At 37.4% G+C, this 16777-nt stretch carries 13 protein-coding genes and 1 pseudogene; 12 read left to right on the top strand and 2 right to left on the bottom strand.

The window, feature by feature from the left end; translation table 11 throughout:
• The first annotated feature begins 1 nt into the window (after position 1).
• Both arcC and AT575_RS08865 read left to right on the top strand, forming a co-directional pair.
• Positions 2 to 934, top strand: coding sequence for a carbamate kinase (gene arcC / locus AT575_RS08870; RefSeq protein ID WP_102778021.1), 933 nt, complete (start codon positions 2 to 4; stop codon positions 932 to 934).
• Positions 935 to 1044: 110 nt separating this feature from the next.
• Positions 1045 to 2604 carry a YfcC family protein gene (locus AT575_RS08865; protein ID WP_102778020.1) on the top strand — a complete coding sequence of 520 codons (1560 nt, stop codon included), beginning with the start codon at positions 1045 to 1047 and terminating at the stop codon, positions 2602 to 2604.
• Between the two features lie 69 nt (positions 2605 to 2673).
• Here the strand turns inward: AT575_RS08865 and AT575_RS08860 are convergent, their stop codons facing one another.
• Together AT575_RS08860 and AT575_RS08855 are read right to left on the bottom strand one after the other, a co-directional pair.
• Positions 2674 to 3390: a DUF4811 domain-containing protein gene (locus tag AT575_RS08860; protein ID WP_102778019.1), complete on the bottom strand. Its 717-nt coding sequence runs from the start codon at positions 3388 to 3390 to the stop codon at positions 2674 to 2676.
• Between the two features lies 1 nt (position 3391).
• Positions 3392 to 4891 carry an MDR family MFS transporter gene (locus AT575_RS08855; RefSeq protein WP_102778018.1) on the bottom strand — a complete coding sequence of 500 codons (1500 nt, stop codon included), beginning with the start codon at positions 4889 to 4891 and terminating at the stop codon, positions 3392 to 3394.
• Positions 4892 to 5144: 253 nt separating this feature from the next.
• Here AT575_RS08855 and rsgA point away from each other — a divergent pair, with 253 nt between their 5' ends.
• The 10 genes and pseudogenes from rsgA (at position 5145) to fusA (ending at position 16588) form a co-directional block, all read left to right on the top strand.
• Positions 5145 to 6017, top strand: a complete 873-nt coding sequence (rsgA, locus tag AT575_RS08850) for a ribosome small subunit-dependent GTPase A (RefSeq protein ID WP_102778017.1) — start codon at positions 5145 to 5147, stop codon at positions 6015 to 6017.
• Between the two features lie 9 nt (positions 6018 to 6026).
• A complete protein-coding gene (rpe, locus tag AT575_RS08845) occupies positions 6027 to 6689 on the top strand; it encodes a ribulose-phosphate 3-epimerase (RefSeq protein WP_102778016.1) in 663 nt (220 codons plus the stop codon).
• Positions 6682 to 7314: a thiamine diphosphokinase gene (locus tag AT575_RS08840; RefSeq protein WP_102778015.1), complete on the top strand. Its 633-nt coding sequence runs from the start codon at positions 6682 to 6684 to the stop codon at positions 7312 to 7314. Before rpe ends, AT575_RS08840 begins: the two co-directional genes overlap by 8 nt.
• A 34-nt stretch (positions 7315 to 7348) precedes the next feature.
• Positions 7349 to 8587, top strand: coding sequence for a DNA recombination protein RmuC (locus AT575_RS08835; RefSeq protein ID WP_415746775.1), 1239 nt, complete (start codon positions 7349 to 7351; stop codon positions 8585 to 8587).
• Positions 8577 to 9515, top strand: a complete 939-nt coding sequence (locus AT575_RS08830; RefSeq protein WP_102778013.1) for a 3'-5' exoribonuclease YhaM family protein — start codon at positions 8577 to 8579, stop codon at positions 9513 to 9515. The genes AT575_RS08835 and AT575_RS08830 overlap by 11 nt, the downstream gene beginning before the upstream one ends.
• 135 nt (positions 9516 to 9650) lie before the next feature.
• Entirely contained in the window at positions 9651 to 10469 is an 819-nt protein-coding gene (purR, locus tag AT575_RS08825) for a pur operon repressor (protein ID WP_102778012.1), read from the top strand.
• Positions 10470 to 10500: 31 nt separating this feature from the next.
• The gene (locus AT575_RS08820) at positions 10501 to 13278 is read left to right on the top strand and encodes an SEC10/PgrA surface exclusion domain-containing protein (protein ID WP_102778011.1); all 2778 of its coding nucleotides are present in this window, start codon (positions 10501 to 10503) and stop codon (positions 13276 to 13278) included.
• Positions 13279 to 13465: 187 nt separating this feature from the next.
• A complete protein-coding gene (rpsL, locus tag AT575_RS08815) occupies positions 13466 to 13879 on the top strand; it encodes a 30S ribosomal protein S12 (RefSeq protein WP_003085715.1) in 414 nt (137 codons plus the stop codon).
• Between the two features lie 20 nt (positions 13880 to 13899).
• Positions 13900 to 14370, top strand: coding sequence for a 30S ribosomal protein S7 (gene rpsG, locus AT575_RS08810; RefSeq protein WP_071794000.1), 471 nt, complete (start codon positions 13900 to 13902; stop codon positions 14368 to 14370).
• A gap of 140 nt (positions 14371 to 14510) precedes the next feature.
• Positions 14511 to 16588 (top strand): annotated as a pseudogene (fusA, locus tag AT575_RS08805) (elongation factor G).
• The last annotated feature ends 189 nt before the right edge of the window (positions 16589 to 16777 follow it).

The following is a 16777-nucleotide window of genomic DNA, read 5'->3' as shown; positions in this document are numbered from 1 at the left end:
TATGACAAAAATTGTTGTAGCATTAGGAGGCAATGCTCTCGGAAATTCTCCAGAAGAACAACTTAGTTTGGTTAAAGGTACTGCCAAATCTCTCGTTGCGCTCATTAAAGCTGGGCATGAGGTGGTTATAAGTCATGGAAATGGTCCACAAGTTGGTGCAATTCATTTAGGGATGAATTTTGCTGCGGAACAAGGTCAAGGCGCCTCCTTTCCTTTTCCTGAATGCGGGGCAATGAGTCAGGGATATATTGGTTACCATCTTCAACAAAGTTTACTAAATGAATTACGTAAAGAAGGCATTGAAAAAGAAGTGGCTACGATCGTAACGCAAATTGAAGTTGACCCTAATGATGGTGCTTTTTACAATCTCACAAAACCAATAGGAAGCTTCTATGATAAGGAAACTTCTGAAAAAATTGCAGCTGAAAAAGGGTATACGTTTGTTGAAGACGCAGGACGGGGCTATAGGCGCGTAGTGGCTTCGCCCCAACCTAAAGATATTTTAGAATTAAACAGCATTAAAAACTTAATTGAATCTGGAATGCTTGTCATTGCAGGAGGTGGCGGAGGAGTTCCTGTCATTCTAAATGAGGACAATTCTTACCAAGGTGTAGCTGCAGTTATTGACAAAGATCAATCAAGTGCTTTGCTAGCTGGAAAACTTGGTGCAGAACAGTTAATTATTTTAACTGCTGTTGAACATGTGTACGTTCATTTTGGAAAAGAAAATCAAGAAAGTTTAACAGATGTTACGTCAGGGGAATTGATTGATTATGTCAATCACGGAGAGTTTGCTAGAGGGAGTATGTTACCAAAGATTATTGCTTGTCTCAGTTTCCTTGACCAAAATCCTCATGGAAAAGCTATTATTACCTCTTTAGATGGATTAGAAGCTGCCCTAAAGGGTCAAACTGGTACACATATTACAAAATAATATGATTTAGGTAGCGTGAATCTTAAAAGTAAGAATTATCCTCCAATTTTCACGCCTTTGATACTGATATAACAACATATTTTAGAATAAACGTTTAAGGAAGATTTGATATGAAAAAGAGTGTAAACACAGAAGGAGGGGTAGTAGCAAAAAAACCTTTTCGCATGCCTGGTGCCTTCACAATACTATTTATATTAACTATTATTTCGGTTATTGCTACCTATATTGTTCCTTCCGGTTCATATGCTAAATTACAATATAATCTTGAAAGTTCAAAGTTGGTGATTACAGAACCTACTGGTTCTGTTAAAAAATTATCTGCAACTCAAGATCAGCTAGATAAAATTGGTGTCAATATTAAAATCAAAGATTTTACTTCTGGTGCCATTAGTAAACCCATTTCTGTACCAAATACATACAAAAGATTAAAACAAAACCCTGCTAGCCCAGCTGATATTACAACAAGTATGGTAAATGGAACCATTGAAGCTGTTGACATCATGGTATTTATCATGGTTCTTGGTGGTATGATTGGTGTGGTACGTCGAAGTGGTGCTTTTGAGTCAGGATTAATCGCATTAACCAAAAAAACTAAAGGAAGAGAGTTTACCCTTATTTTTCTAGTATCACTGTTAATGGTTTTAGGTGGTACACTTTGTGGAATTGAAGAAGAAGCAGTAGCGTTTTATCCCATTTTAGTTCCCGTTTTCTTGGCTATGGGATATGATTCAATTGTTTGTGTTGGTGCTATTTTCTTAGCTAGTTCTGTAGGTACTTCATTCTCGACTATTAACCCCTTCTCATCTGTAATTGCTTCAAATGCAGCAGGTATTAGTTTTACAGAAGGTTTAGGTTGGCGTACTTTTGGCTGTATTGCTGGTGCTATTTTTGTTGTGGCTTACTTATATTGGTATGCTAAAAAAATAAAATCTAATCCAAGTTTTTCTTACTCTTATGAAGATCGGGAAGAATTCAATGAAAAATGGGGCCTAGTTGCTGGCTTGGCAGATGCAAAATTTACTCTTAGACAAAAATTGATTCTTATTTTATTTACAATATCTTTCCCACTAATGGTCTGGGGTGTTATGTCACAAGGTTGGTGGTTCCCAACGATGGCTTCATCATTTCTAGCGATTACCATTGTCATCATGTTCCTAACGGCAACTGGACCAGATGGTGTGGGAGAGAAGGTGGTAGTTGATGAATTTGTTGATGGAGCCGCTAGTTTAATTGGGGTATCCTTAATAATCGGTTTGGCACGTGGTATTAATATTATATTGAATCAAGGTTTTATTTCGGATACCATGTTATTTGGTGCTTCAAAAATTGCCTCTCATGTTAGTGGGCCAATCTTTATCATCGTAATGATGATTATCTACTTCTTCTTAGGATTTGTTGTTCCTTCATCTTCAGGTCTCGCAGTATTGTCAATGCCGATCTTAGCACCATTAGCAGATACTGTCGGTATTCCGAGATATATTGTTGTTATGGCTTATCAGTTTGGACAATATGCGATGCTGTTTCTTGCACCTACTGGATTGGTTATGGCAACTTTACAAATGCTCGATATGAAGTATTCTCATTGGTTGAAATTTGTTTGGCCGGTAGTAGCTTTTCTTCTCATTTTTGGTGGAGCAATGTTAGTTTTTCTTGTTATGATGACAGGATAGATTCCTGTTTGAATAAATGACTTACCTCTTATTTCAGAAATAGCCCTTCCTATATAGGAAAGGCTATTTCTATTCTGTAATGTCAAGAGCTTTTTTCAATTGCTCTATTTGCATTTTGGTGGAGGCTTTTGGATCTTTTTTGGCTAATGCTTGCATCTGCATAGCCATTTTGGGGTTAGCTTTCATGGCTTTTTCTTGTTGTAATTTAAGCTGAGGTGCTAATTTAGTTAATCTTTTAGCTTGTTTTGGTGTTAGAACTAACCAAGAATCTTTTGGGACAATGATTTGTGATTTTTCCGAAATGAGTTCATGATTTTCGCCCCCAAAACCGTACATAAGTTTATCAAAATCAGAAGCCCAAACATATCGTTTGGTTCTTGTTTTAAGAATAGCTTTGTCAGTATCAGCTAATTGATAATTAGCTGTCTTTTTAATAGCTTGATTGATTTTTTTCTTATTGGGAACAAAGTGAGCTTTGGCTTCTTTTTGGTCTTTTCTGTCTCTAAAGACCAAAACATGGTGGTCAGACTTGCTACCAATTTTTTGGTTAATCAGCAGTCCGAAAGAGGTATTGGGATCACCAGCTGTATAAATAACTTTTTCTTCTGTTTTTGTTTCCACTTTCATACCACTGTGGTTGACAAAATGATTGGTTAAGAGGAGCGTACTTATTAAAAGAGTGATTAATGATAGGCTACCTAATAGATATCGAAGTCCTGCTTTTTGGATATACATCCAGGTCACGAAGGATAGGACTGTTGATAATATGATGAGTAATAGAGTCATCTTAAAGCTCCTTTTCTACTTCAATTACTTTTCCTTTGCGAAGGAAAAGGGCGACAACAAAACCAATAAGGGCGAAGGAAAGACCAATGGCAAATGAGACATGGAAGCCTTTTAAGCTAGCATCAAGCATCTTAGCAGCATATTCGAGTGGGTTTTGTTCTTGTAAAAGTTTTGAAGGTTTATTAGTATTGATGACGTTTTGTGTCACACTTGATAAGAGGGCAACAACAATAGCAGATGCGATTTGACGAGCCGTATTATTAGAAGCGGTTCCGTGAGCGGCCTCATGTGGCGGTAAGGCGCTCATCGCTGAAGCTGTTAAAGGCATCATAATCATAGCGATACCGAACATTCGAACAGCATACAATAGCGTAATATAGTGGTCTGGTGTTGTGCCCGTAAGGAAAATGAATGGGATAGTCCCTATACCAAGGATTGAAAACCCAATTAAAGCTAAGCGGCGAGCACCAACTTTATCGTAGACACTACCTGCGATAGGGCTGACAAGTCCCATCATTAGGGCTCCGGGTAATAGGACAAGCCCTGAATCAAGAGCTGAAAGACCATGTACATTTTGTAAGTATAGCGGAAGCATCATCTCAACCCCCATCATAGCCATCATCGACAGAGCAATAGCAAGGGTCGTCATGGAGAATTGTTTTACTTTGAAGACACGGATATCAAGAAAGGGTTGGTCCAAAATTAATTGACGGTGAATAAAGATTGCGATGAACATCACTCCGACGAGAATTGGTGTGATAACTGTTTTGATATCGCCCCAACCGTCGCTAGCTACATTGGTAAATCCCCAAAGGAAAAGGCCAAAACCGATAATTGACAAGATGAAGGAAGGGACATCTAAAGTCATTTTTTTGTTTGGAATAACATCTTTCACTAAGAATGGAGATAGCAAGAAGGAAATAGCCAATATAATGAGCGGTAAGACAAAGATAGCACGCCAAGCCAAATTATGGCCGAAGAGGATGATATCATGTTTTAAGAGCCAACCGGCAAATGTTGGGCCAATGGCAGGGCCAAGTCCGACAACTAATCCACTGAGCCCCATAGCTACACCTCGTTGTTCAGGTGGATAAATATTGACCATAACCACTTGCATTAGAGGCATTGTGATCCCTACAGCGATGGCTTGAACGATACGTCCAACAAGGAAAAGAGTCCAGTTCGATGTTGGGGCAAGAGCAGTTATCAATAAACCGATTACCAAAGTGGCATAGGCAAAGACATAAAGTAATTTTGTTGAAAAGCGAGTAGCCAGGTAAGCAGAGACAGGGATCATAATCCCGTTTGCTAATAAGAACCAGGTTGTTGCTTGTTGAGCTGTTGCCAGGTTGATGTTAAAACTATCCATAAGAGTAGGAATAGCAGTTCCAAGACTGGTTTGATTTAAAATCCCGGCAAAGGTTGCGACCAATAATAGAATGACCATTGCGGTTCTATTAAAGTGTTTGCCATGGATATCAACGTTGTAATCTGTTGACATATTTCTCTCCTTTTGTAAGTGATGATTTTGTAGATGAATGAAATACATTATATTTTCAGAAATTCAAATAGTTACCCTGAGAACTATACCACAAGAAAAAATCTCCTGCAAGAATTTTGCACTAATTATTAATAAAAAAATAAGGCTCTGATATTTTTGAGACTCTCAGCTTTACAAAAATGTAAATCTACTGCTTTAAGTCCTTATTTTTGCTATAATGAACTTATTGTTATTATAGTTAAGAGGAGTTCATTTGCAAGGTAGAATTGTTAAATCCCTAGCTGGCTTTTATTATGTTGAGTCAGAAGGAAAAGTATTTCAAACACGAGCGCGTGGAAATTTTAGGAAAAAAGGCCAAATCCCTTATGTTGGTGATTTTGTGGAATTTTCTGCTGAAGATAATTCGGAAGGCTACATTCTAGCAATTCAAGAGCGTAAAAATGAATTGGTTAGACCACCGATTGTCAATATCGATCAAGCTGTTGTTGTCATGTCGGCTAAAGAACCGGATTTTAATAGTAATCTATTAGATCGCTTTTTAGTATTGCTGGAAAACAAAGCTATAAAACCAATTGTTTATATTTCGAAACTTGATTTGCTTGATGATCTGTCTGACATTGAGGCTATTGCTCAAAAATATCATGATATTGGCTATGATTTTGCCTTGTCCTTGGAAGATTTACTACCTCATTTGACTGGTAAAATTACTGTTTTTATGGGGCAAACCGGGGTTGGTAAATCGACTCTGCTCAATAAAATTTCACCAGAACTCGGCTTGGAGACGGCAGCCATTTCAGATAGTTTGGGACGCGGACGCCATACCACTCGTGCTGTCAGTTTCTATGATGTTAATGGCGGAAAAATTGCTGATACGCCAGGATTCTCCAATTTAGACTACGCCATCGATAATGCAGAAGATTTAAGTGAAGCTTTTCCAGAGATTAGACATTATAGTCATCATTGTAAATTCCGTTCTTGTAGTCATCGCCATGAACCTCAGTGTGCTGTAAAAGCAGCTGTTGAATCAGGGGATATTTGGCAAGTTCGTTATGATAATTTCTTACAATTTCTCAGTGAAATTGAAAATCGTCGTGAAACCTTTAAAAAAGTAATTAAAAGAAAGTAGGTCTATCTAATGACAAGTTACAAAATCGCACCATCTGTTTTAGCGGCTGATTACGCTAATTTTGCTTCTGAATTGAAACGTATTGAGGAAACTGATGCGGAATATGTTCATATTGATATCATGGATGGGCAATTTGTACCCAATATCAGCTTTGGTGCGGATGTCGTTGCTAGTATGCGCAAACATAGTAAACTCGTTTTTGATTGCCATTTGATGGTTGTTAACCCTGAGCGTTACGTAGATGCCTATGCACAAGCGGGTGCTGATATCATGACCATTCACACAGAAAGTACGAGTCATATTCATGGCGCTTTACAAAAAATTAAAGCTGCCGGTATGAAGGCTGGAGTGGTTATTAATCCAGGAACTCCAGTTTCAGCTCTTGAACCAGTTCTTTCTTTAGTCGACCAAGTCTTAATTATGACTGTTAATCCAGGATTTGGGGGACAAGCTTTTATTCCTGAATGCCTTGATAAAGTGAAGCAGGTTGTTGACTTGCGTCAAGCAAATAGCTTTGATTTTGATATTGAAGTTGATGGTGGTGTAGATGATAAAACCATAGCTGCATGCGCCAAAGCAGGGGCTAACGTTTTCGTTGCAGGCTCATATCTCTTTAAAGCTGAAGACCTAGTGTCGCAAGTTCAAACCTTAAGGACAGCTTTAGATGCCTAAGATTGCCTTAGTCGCTGGTGGTGATTTTTCAGGGATTTTTGGGGAATTTGACTATTTCGTTGGTATTGATCGCGGAAATCTACACCTTATGGCAGGAAATTTTCCAATTGATTATGCGATTGGCGATTTTGATTCCGTTTCTGCTCAAGAATTATCGGATATAAAGGAGAGGGCCAAAAAGTTCCAACAAGCACCAGCTGAAAAAAACGATACAGATACGGAATTAGCCCTTAAAATGATTTTTCAGGAATTTCCAGATGCCCAAGTGACTATATTTGCAGCCTTTGGTGGACGGTTAGATCATTTGATGTCCAATCTCTATCTTCCTAGCGATCCGGAAATTGAACCTTTTATGTCCCAAATTCAATTGATGGACGCGCAAAATATTGTCCAGTTTCGCCCAAGTGGTAGTCATTTGGTTAAAGAAGTAAAAGGCATGAAATACGTGTCTTTCATGTCTGAAAGTCAATCCCCATTAACCATAAGAGGGGCGAAATATGACTTGGATGCTAGTAATTATTTTCAGAAAAAAGTCTATTCTAGTAATGAATTCATAGGACAGGCAATAGAAGTTAGTACTCAAACAGGTTATATCATTATTATTCAAAGTAAAGATAGGAGTTAAGTTGGAAATTATTATTGTGATTCTACTCATTCTGATGGGAGTTATCAGTATTTTTCTCTATCAAAAAGTACAAGCCTTAGAGGGTCTGTTGCAAAAAACTTTAGAGACCAATGCTGATAATCTTTCGGATCAATTATCTTATCAATTAGAAAGTTTTAGTAAAAATCAGATTATTGAGATGAGTTCATTGGTGAATCGCAATCAGAACGAACTTTATCAACAATTGAATGATTTAAAAACAGTTCTCTATCAAAATTTATCAGAAAGTCGCGATCGTAGTGATCAAAGGCTGACATTGATTGATAAGAATCTTTCAAAATCGGTTAAAGAAATGCAAGATTCTAACGAAAAACGCTTAGAAGAAATGCGCCGAACTGTCGAAGAAAAGCTAGAAGAAACCTTAAATAAACGTCTTCAAGTCTCCTTTGAAACTGTCTCAAAACAACTGGAAAATGTTAATTTGGGTCTTGGTGAAATGCGTTCAGTTGCTAAAGATGTCGGGACCCTTAATAAAGTTCTTTCAAACACTAAAACAAGAGGTATTCTTGGAGAATTACAATTAGGTCAAATTATTGAAGACATCTTAACTGTTCAACAGTATGAAAAAGAGTTTGCGACAATTAAGGGTTCTAGCGAACGGGTAGAATATGCCATTAAATTACCAGGTCAACATGAAGATGACTATGTCTATTTACCAATTGACTCTAAATTCCCACTAGAAGATTATTATCGATTGGAAGATGCCTATGAATCTGGAGACAAAGTTTTAATCGATCAGTCTCGAAAAGCACTTTTAGCAGCTATCAAGCGATTTGCTAAAGATGTCAATAAGAAGTACATCAAGCCACCTGAAACCACAAATTTTGGGATTCTATTTTTACCAACTGAGGGTCTCTATTCAGAAGTGGTTCGAAGCGCAGCCTTTTTCGATGCTCTCCGTAGAGAAGACAATATTGTTGTTGCCGGTCCGTCAACCTTATCTGCTTTGCTTAATTCCCTATCAGTAGGATTCAAAACCTTAAATATTCAAAAAAATGCTGACGATATTAGTAAGATTTTGGGTAATGTTAAGGTTGAATTTGAAAAATTTGGCGGTATTTTAGTTAAAGCACAAAAACAAATTAATACTGCTAATTCAACACTGGATTCTTTGATTTCTACAAGAACAAATGCTATTGTTAGAGCCTTAACCAAGGTTGAAACTTACCAAGATAAGGATACCGAAACCTTACTTAATTTGCCTGATTTAGAAGAGGATACTAATGAAAATTAACCAAATGAAGAAAGACCAATTATTCGAAGGCTTTTATCTGATAAAATCTGCAGAAGTCAGAAAGACTAGAGCGGGGAAGGATTTTATTGCCTTTACCTTCCAAGATGATTCTGGAGAAATATCGGGGAATCTTTGGGATGCTCAACCTTTTAATGTTGAGGAATTTGTGGCTGGTAAAATAGTTCATATGAAAGGCCGTCGTGAAGTTTATAATGGGACACCACAGGTTAACCAAATTACTTTACGGAACACACGCGACGGTGAACCAAATGATCCACGTGATTTTAAAGAAAAGGCACCTGTAAGTGTTTCAGACGTCAGAGATTATTTGGAGCAAATGCTTTTCAAAATTGAAAATGCAACATGGCAAAGAATTGTTAGAGCCCTCTATCGTAAATTTGATAAAGAATTTTATACTTATCCAGCTGCAAAAACTAACCACCATGCATTTGAGTCAGGTTTGGCCTATCATACCGCTACCATGGTGCGTTTGGCTGACAGCATTGGTGATATTTACCCTGAGTTGAACAAGAGTCTTCTTTTTTCTGGGATTATGTTGCATGATTTGGCAAAGGTTTTAGAATTAACTGGTCCTGATCATACAGAATATACGGTTCGTGGTAATTTAATTGGTCATATTTCTTTGATTAATGAAGAAATCACAAAGGTTATTAACGAATTGCAAATTGATGATACAAAGGAAGAAGTTATTGTCTTACGTCATTTAATTCTAAGTCATCATGGACAACTTGAATTTGGAAGTCCTGTCCGTCCAAGAATTATGGAAGCCGAAATATTACATATGATTGATAATATTGATGCCAATATGATGATGATGCTTACAGCTTTGGGGCGTGTAAGTGAAGGTGAGATGACCAACCGTATTTTTGCAATGGATAATCGCTCATTTTACAAACCGAAGTATTAATTGTTACATTTTTGTTAAATTATTATCAAAAAGTCCGAGAATAGCTTAAAAAGGCGATTTGTTGCAGTTGCGAACGTTCGTCTTTTTTTTGTCTTTGTGTTATAATGTGCTAAAATACATTATTATGGGGTCATTATGAAATTAAGACGTAGTGAACGGATGGTAGTTATTTCAAATTACTTGATTAACAATCCGTATAAATTAACAAGTTTAAATACATTTGCAACGAAATATGAAGCAGCTAAATCTTCTATCTCTGAAGACATCGCTATTATTAAAAAAGCTTTTGAAGAATCAAATATCGGTGAAATCGAGACTTTAACAGGAGCAAGTGGCGGTGTTGTCTTTACACCAAGTATTTCTGAAGAAGAAGCGAAGAGTATTGTTCAAGACTTGTGTGAGCGTCTATCGGAGAATAATCGTATTTTACCAGGTGGATATATTTATTTATCTGATCTACTAAGTACTCCGAAAATTCTCCAAAATATTGGTCGCATTATTGCAAATGCTTTTAAAGGACAAAAAATTGACGCAGTTATGACTGTTGCAACTAAAGGTGTTCCTTTAGCAAATGCAGTTGCAAATATATTGAATGTACCATTTGTAATTGTTAGACGTGATTTAAAAATCACTGAAGGGTCAACAGTATCGGTAAACTATGCGAGTGCTTCGAGTGATCGTATTGAAAAGATGTTTTTATCTAAACGAAGCTTGCAACCTAATAGTAGAGTTTTGATAGTAGATGATTTCTTAAAAGGTGGTGGAACCATCACCGGGATGATTAGTCTCTTAGCAGAATTTGATAGTACACTAGTTGGTGTAGCGGTTTTTGCCGAAAATGCTAGAGAAGAACGCGAAGATATGGCTTACAAGTCACTACTTAAAGTGTCTGAAATCGATGTTAAGAATAACAAGGTTGTTGTCGAAGTTGGAAATATCTTCAATAAAAAATAAGGAATTGAATGAGAGAGAAAAGGGAAATAAGATGGAAACCGAAAACATTAAAGGGAAGCAACTTAAAACAACAATTGCTTTGACATCTACATTGGCTTTATTAGGAGCAAGTGTCGGTGTGCAACAACAAGTCAAAGCTGATGAATATGCTAGCCGTGAAACGAGTAATGCAGCAGCACCAACTTCAACAGCAGAAGAAACACAAGCAGCTCTTGCTACTAAAGAAGCGACTTTAGCAAAGAAAACAACAGAACTTTCGACAGTAAATACTTCTATTGAAAAAACAACTCAAGAAGTTGCTAAATTGGAAGCTGAAAAAGTTGCAAATGAAACTGCTGTTGCAAAAGCTGAACAAACCCTAGAAACCGTTTCAAACGCTTCTGAGGAAGAGTTTACTGCACTTGTTGATCAACATAAGGCTGATTTAGCAAAAACTAACAGTCAGCTTCAAGCGACAAAAGCAGCTGAAGTTAAAGTCAGCACAGAAGTTGCCGCTCAAGCCAATGAGGTTTTAGTTGCTTCAAATGAAGCTAAAAAATTAGCTGATCAAGCTAAAGCAGCTAATAAAGAAGTCACTAATTTGACTAATTTAGTTTCAAAACCAGAAACTATTACGACACAAGCTGAAAATGCAACAAAGGCAGTTCAGACAGCGTCTGACGACTTAGCAAAAGCTCAAACAAACTTAAAGACTGTAACTAATACAACTAAAACACAACTAACAAATGAATTGACTAGTAATCAAGCAGCCTTGGCAAGTAAAAAAGCTGAATTAGCTAAAGCTCAGACAGCTTCTAGCAATATCAATGTTAACATTACTGGTGCTAACAAAATGGTTGCTCCAGCTGGTTACCCAATTAATGAAATTAAACGTTTGATTTCTAGTGGTTACATTGGTAGCCAATCTTATCTTAATGCTTACTATCAAATGCAATCAACTTTGGTTTCAAAAGCTAATCCGGGCGCGTCAATTAATCATTATGTTGATATTGCTAACGATTTAAACCGTTTTGTAAATCCTGATAAGTTAACGCCTGAAATCCAAGACGAACTAGCTTTGTTTGCGGCATCGATGATTAATTCTGTCCGTAGTCAACTTGGTCTATCTCCAATTGTTGTCTCTAAGGGGTCACAAGAATTTGCACGTATTTTGACAACAACTTACAAAGCAACTCACGGAACAAGGGTGCCATTCTTTAATTATGGGCAACCGGGTGTAGCTGGTCACTATGGCATCGGCCCACACGATAGAACATTGATTGAGAATGCGGCGACTTCGGTTGGTTTAATTCGCAATGATGATAATATGTATGAGAACATCGGCTTCTTCAATGATGTTTATACAGTGAATGGTATCAAACGGAGTATTTACAACTCATTGAGATATATGCTCTTTACTGATAACATGCATGGCAATACTTTTGGTCATACAGTTAACCTACTTAGAAGTGATAAGACTAATCCAAGTGCTCCTGTCTATCTAGGTGTTTCAACTGAAACTGTTGCTGGATTAGGAACTCACTATGTAGTATTCCCAGCTTCCAATATTCGTTATGCAAGCTTATTTGATAAAACGCTTGTTTCTGCTCCAACGAAAACGACAATTGATCAAACTAAAGTTGCAAATCTTAAAACAAGTATCGTAACGATTTCTAGTAAAATCACATCACTTCAAAATCGTTTAAATAACCTAACATCAGAAGCTCAAGTGGTTATCGCTCAGAAACAAGTGAATGTCAAAAAAGTTCAATTAGATGCTGCTAAAACTTTAGCAACAAGCTTAGCTAAGCAAGTTGAACAATTAAAAGAGTCTAAAGCTTACTTGCAAAAACAATTGAAGCAAGCACAAGTAAACCAAGCAGAAATAAAGGCTGAACTAGATAAAGTGTTAGCGAATTTAGCTAGCCAAAAAGTTGTTCTCCATACTTTAGAAGAGCAACAAAAATCTCTTGCTTTACAAGCGACGGCTTTAGTTGCGAAAAAAGTTGAACTGGAAAAAATAGTTGACATCAAACAAGATCCTCAAAACCAACAACACGCTCAAGATGAGCTTGACGCTGCTAAACGTGATTTAGCTAAAACAATCTCAGATTTAGCTGCGAAGAATAAACGTCTTGGAGAATTGGCTAGCCTTAAAGTTAATTTAGAAGCAGAAATTAAGGCAAATGATCAACAAGTGGTAGACTTAAAAGAACGCCTTGCAAATCAACTTGAAGACAAAGGAACACTTAATAAACCGACAGTTGACAGACCTGCTGCCACTGATCCAAAGGTACCTACTGGTAGTATTATCCCAGATGTAACTAACGGGGATAAAAATTTAGATACTCCAACAGTTCCTGTAAAACCTGTTGAAACTGTACCAGTTGTCCCTACACCAATTGTACCGGTTGAGGATGCAATGAATGCTGAAAAAGAAGTAGCGGTGGAAGAAAAAGCTTCGAAATCAGTTATTAATGAAACAAGTCAAGTTATTGCAAGTGCAGTTAATAAAGTTGAAGAAAAAGCTAATGAGGTTATAGCTTCAACAGTAAAAGCTGTAACTGCCAATGCTGCAGAAACTTTTAAAGAAGCACTCCCTGTAGTTCCAAGTGTTGTTGGAAGTCAAAGTGTTGTTGGTAAAGTAGCTGAAAATGTAACGAAAAACAATAGTTCTGATAAAAAAGAATATGCAACTGGTTCGACAACCGCTGGAAATATTGCAACATCGAACGATGAAAGTACAAAGCGTGCTATCCGTGCTGGAGTTGTTATGTTAGCAGCCGTAGGTTTAACTGGATATAAACTTAGAAAAGATAGTAAAAAATAAGAAAATTCAAGTGAAATTGAATTGACAAGTAGTGCCGTCTATGTTACTATAGTAGACGGTACTTTTTACTTTTGGTCTCTCAAAAGTGTACAGAGACGTGCTGACAATTGTTGCAAAAGTACACCCAGATATAGGCTGTCACCAAGTGCTATATCAACCAAAAATAAAAAAATACAGGAGAATGTAGATGCCTACAATTAACCAGTTGGTACGTAAACCACGTAAATCTAAAATTGAAAAATCAGATTCACCAGCTTTGAATATCGGTTACAACAGTCATAAAAAAGTTCACACTAAAATGTCTGCACCACAAAAACGTGGGGTTGCAACTCGTGTTGGAACTATGACACCTAAAAAACCTAACTCTGCCCTTCGTAAATTCGCTCGTGTACGTTTGAGCAACCTTATTGAAGTTACAGCATACATCCCAGGTATCGGACACAACTTGCAAGAACACAGTGTTGTTCTTATTCGTGGTGGACGTGTAAAAGACCTTCCAGGGGTACGTTACCATATCGTTCGTGGTGCCCTTGATACTGCAGGTGTTGCTGATCGTAAACAAGGCCGTTCTAAATACGGTGCTAAACGTCCTAAAGGATAATAGAAGGGAGATAAGAATCAATGAGTCGTAAAAATCAAGCGCCTAAGCGCGAAGTATTGCCAGATCCATTATATAATTCAAAAATTGTAACACGTCTTATCAACCGTGTTATGCTTGATGGTAAACGTGGTACTGCTGCAACTATCGTATATGATGCTTTTTCATCAATCAAAGAAGCAACTGGTAATGATGCTTTAGAAGTTTTTGAAACTGCAATGGACAACATCATGCCTGTACTTGAAGTACGTGCACGCCGCGTTGGTGGATCAAACTACCAAGTCCCAGTTGAAGTTCGTCCTGAACGTCGTACAACTTTAGGTCTTCGTTGGTTAGTAAATGCATCACGTGCTCGTGGTGAACACACTATGAAAGAACGTCTTGCAAAAGAAATCATGGATGCTGCTAACAACACTGGTGCATCAGTTAAAAAACGTGAAGATACTCACAAAATGGCTGAAGCTAACCGTGCATTTGCACACTTCCGTTGGTAAGATTTTTCAATTTTTTGAATTGATAATAATCAAGACTGCAAAAGTTTAATAATCTTGATAACGGGTAGGTCCTGCCTATCCGTTTTTTATAAATCATGATATAATAAACTTATCAAAAAAATAATAGGAGAAACAACCTAATGGCTCGCGAATTTTCACTAGCAAAAACTCGTAATATTGGTATCATGGCTCACGTTGATGCCGGTAAAACAACTACAACAGAGCGTATTCTTTACTACACTGGTAGAATCCATAAAATCGGTGAAACTCATGAAGGTGCATCACAAATGGACTGGATGGAGCAAGAACAAGAACGTGGTATCACAATCACATCAGCTGCAACAACTGCACAATGGGATGGACACCGTGTAAATATCATCGATACACCAGGTCACGTGGACTTCACAATTGAAGTACAACGTTCACTTCGTGTACTTGATGGTGCTGTAACTGTTCTTGATGCACAATCAGGTGTTGAACCTCAAACTGAAACAGTTTGGCGTCAAGCAACTGAATATAAAGTTCCTCGTATCGTTTTTGCTAATAAAATGGATAAAATCGGTGCTGACTTCCTTTATTCAGTAAGCACACTTCATGACCGTCTTCAAGCAAATGCTCATCCAATTCAATTACCAATCGGTGCTGAAGATGATTTCTCTGGTATCATTGACTTGATTAAGATGAAAGCTGAAATCTATACTAACGACCTTGGTACAGATATTCGTGAAGAAGATATTCCTGCTGAATATGTAGATCAAGCTAACGAATATCGTGAAAAATTAGTTGAAGCAGTTGCTGAAACTGATGAAGAATTAATGATGAAATATCTTGAAGGTGAAGAAATCACTAATGAAGAACTTGTAGAAGGTATTCGTAAAGCAACTATCAACGTTGAATTCTTCCCAGTTCTTTGTGGTTCAGCTTTCAAAAATAAAGGTGTTCAATTAATGCTTGATGCAGTTATTGACTACCTTCCAAGCCCACTTGACATTCCTGCAATCAAAGGTGTTAACCTGATACAGAAGAAGAAGAAACTCGTCCAGCATCTGATGAAGAGCCATTTGCAGCTCTTGCCTTCAAGATCATGACTGACCCATTCGTAGGTCGTTTAACATTCTTCCGTGTTTACTCAGGTATCCTTGAAAGTGGTTCATACGTTATGAATACTTCAAAAGATAAACGTGAACGTATCGGACGTATCCTTCAAATGCACGCAAACACTCGTAAAGAAATTGAAAAAGTGTATGCTGGGGATATCGCAGCAGCAGTTGGTTTGAAAAACACTACAACTGGTGACTCATTGACTGATGAAAAAGCAAAAGTTATTCTTGAGTCAATTGAAGTTCCAGAACCAGTTATCCAATTAATGGTTGAGCCAAAATCTAAAGCTGACCAAGATAAAATGGGTATCGCTCTTCAAAAACTTGCTGAAGAAGATCCAACATTCCGCGTTGAAACTAACGTTGAAACTGGTGAAACAGTTATCGCTGGTATGGGAGAACTTCACTTGGATGTCCTTGTTGACCGTATGAAACGTGAATTCAAGGTTGAAGCAAACGTTGGTGCTCCTCAAGTATCTTACCGTGAAACATTCCGTGCTTCAACTCAAGCTCGTGGTTTCTTCAAACGCCAATCTGGTGGTAAAGGTCAATTTGGTGACGTTTGGATTGAATTTACTCCAAATGAAGAAGGTAAAGGATTCGAATTTGAAAATGCAATCGTAGGTGGTGTGGTTCCTCGTGAATTCATCCCTGCAGTAGAAAAAGGTTTGGTTGAATCTATGGCTAACGGTGTCCTTGCTGGTTACCCATTAGTAGACGTTAAAGCTAAACTTTATGATGGTTCTTACCATGATGTCGATTCATCCGAAACTGCCTTCAAGATTGCTGCATCACTTGCACTTAAAGAAGCTGCAAAATCTGCACAACCTTCAATCTTAGAACCAATGATGCTTGTAACTATTACAGCTCCAGAAGATAATTTGGGAGATGTTATGGGTCACGTTACTGCTCGTCGTGGACGCGTTGATGGTATGGAAGCTCGTGGAAATGTACAAGTTGTTCGTGCATATGTTCCTCTTGCAGAAATGTTTGGTTACGCAACTATCCTTCGTTCAGCAACTCAAGGACGTGGTACATTTATGATGGTATTTGACCATTATGAAGATGTTCCTAAATCTGTTCAAGAAGAAATTATCAAAAAAAATCATGGTGAATAATTAATTCACTAAGAAGAAGTTGGGACTTTGTCTTAACTTCTTTTTTGATAGGTTTAGGATTTCTATGCTATATAACAGTGAAAACACTTTCACAAAACCCTTGATATATAGGGGATTATGGGACTTTTAAAGTTTGTGAAATTAGTTATTTTGTTTGCAATTTTTAAGAAATAGTTATATAATAGTTCT

It is taken from the genome of Streptococcus penaeicida, assembly GCF_002887775.1.
GTDB classification, from domain to species: Bacteria; Bacillota; Bacilli; order Lactobacillales; family Streptococcaceae; genus Streptococcus; species Streptococcus penaeicida.
The sequence above is the reverse complement of the archived record's forward strand: the minus strand, read 5'-3'. Positions and strand labels throughout refer to the sequence as shown.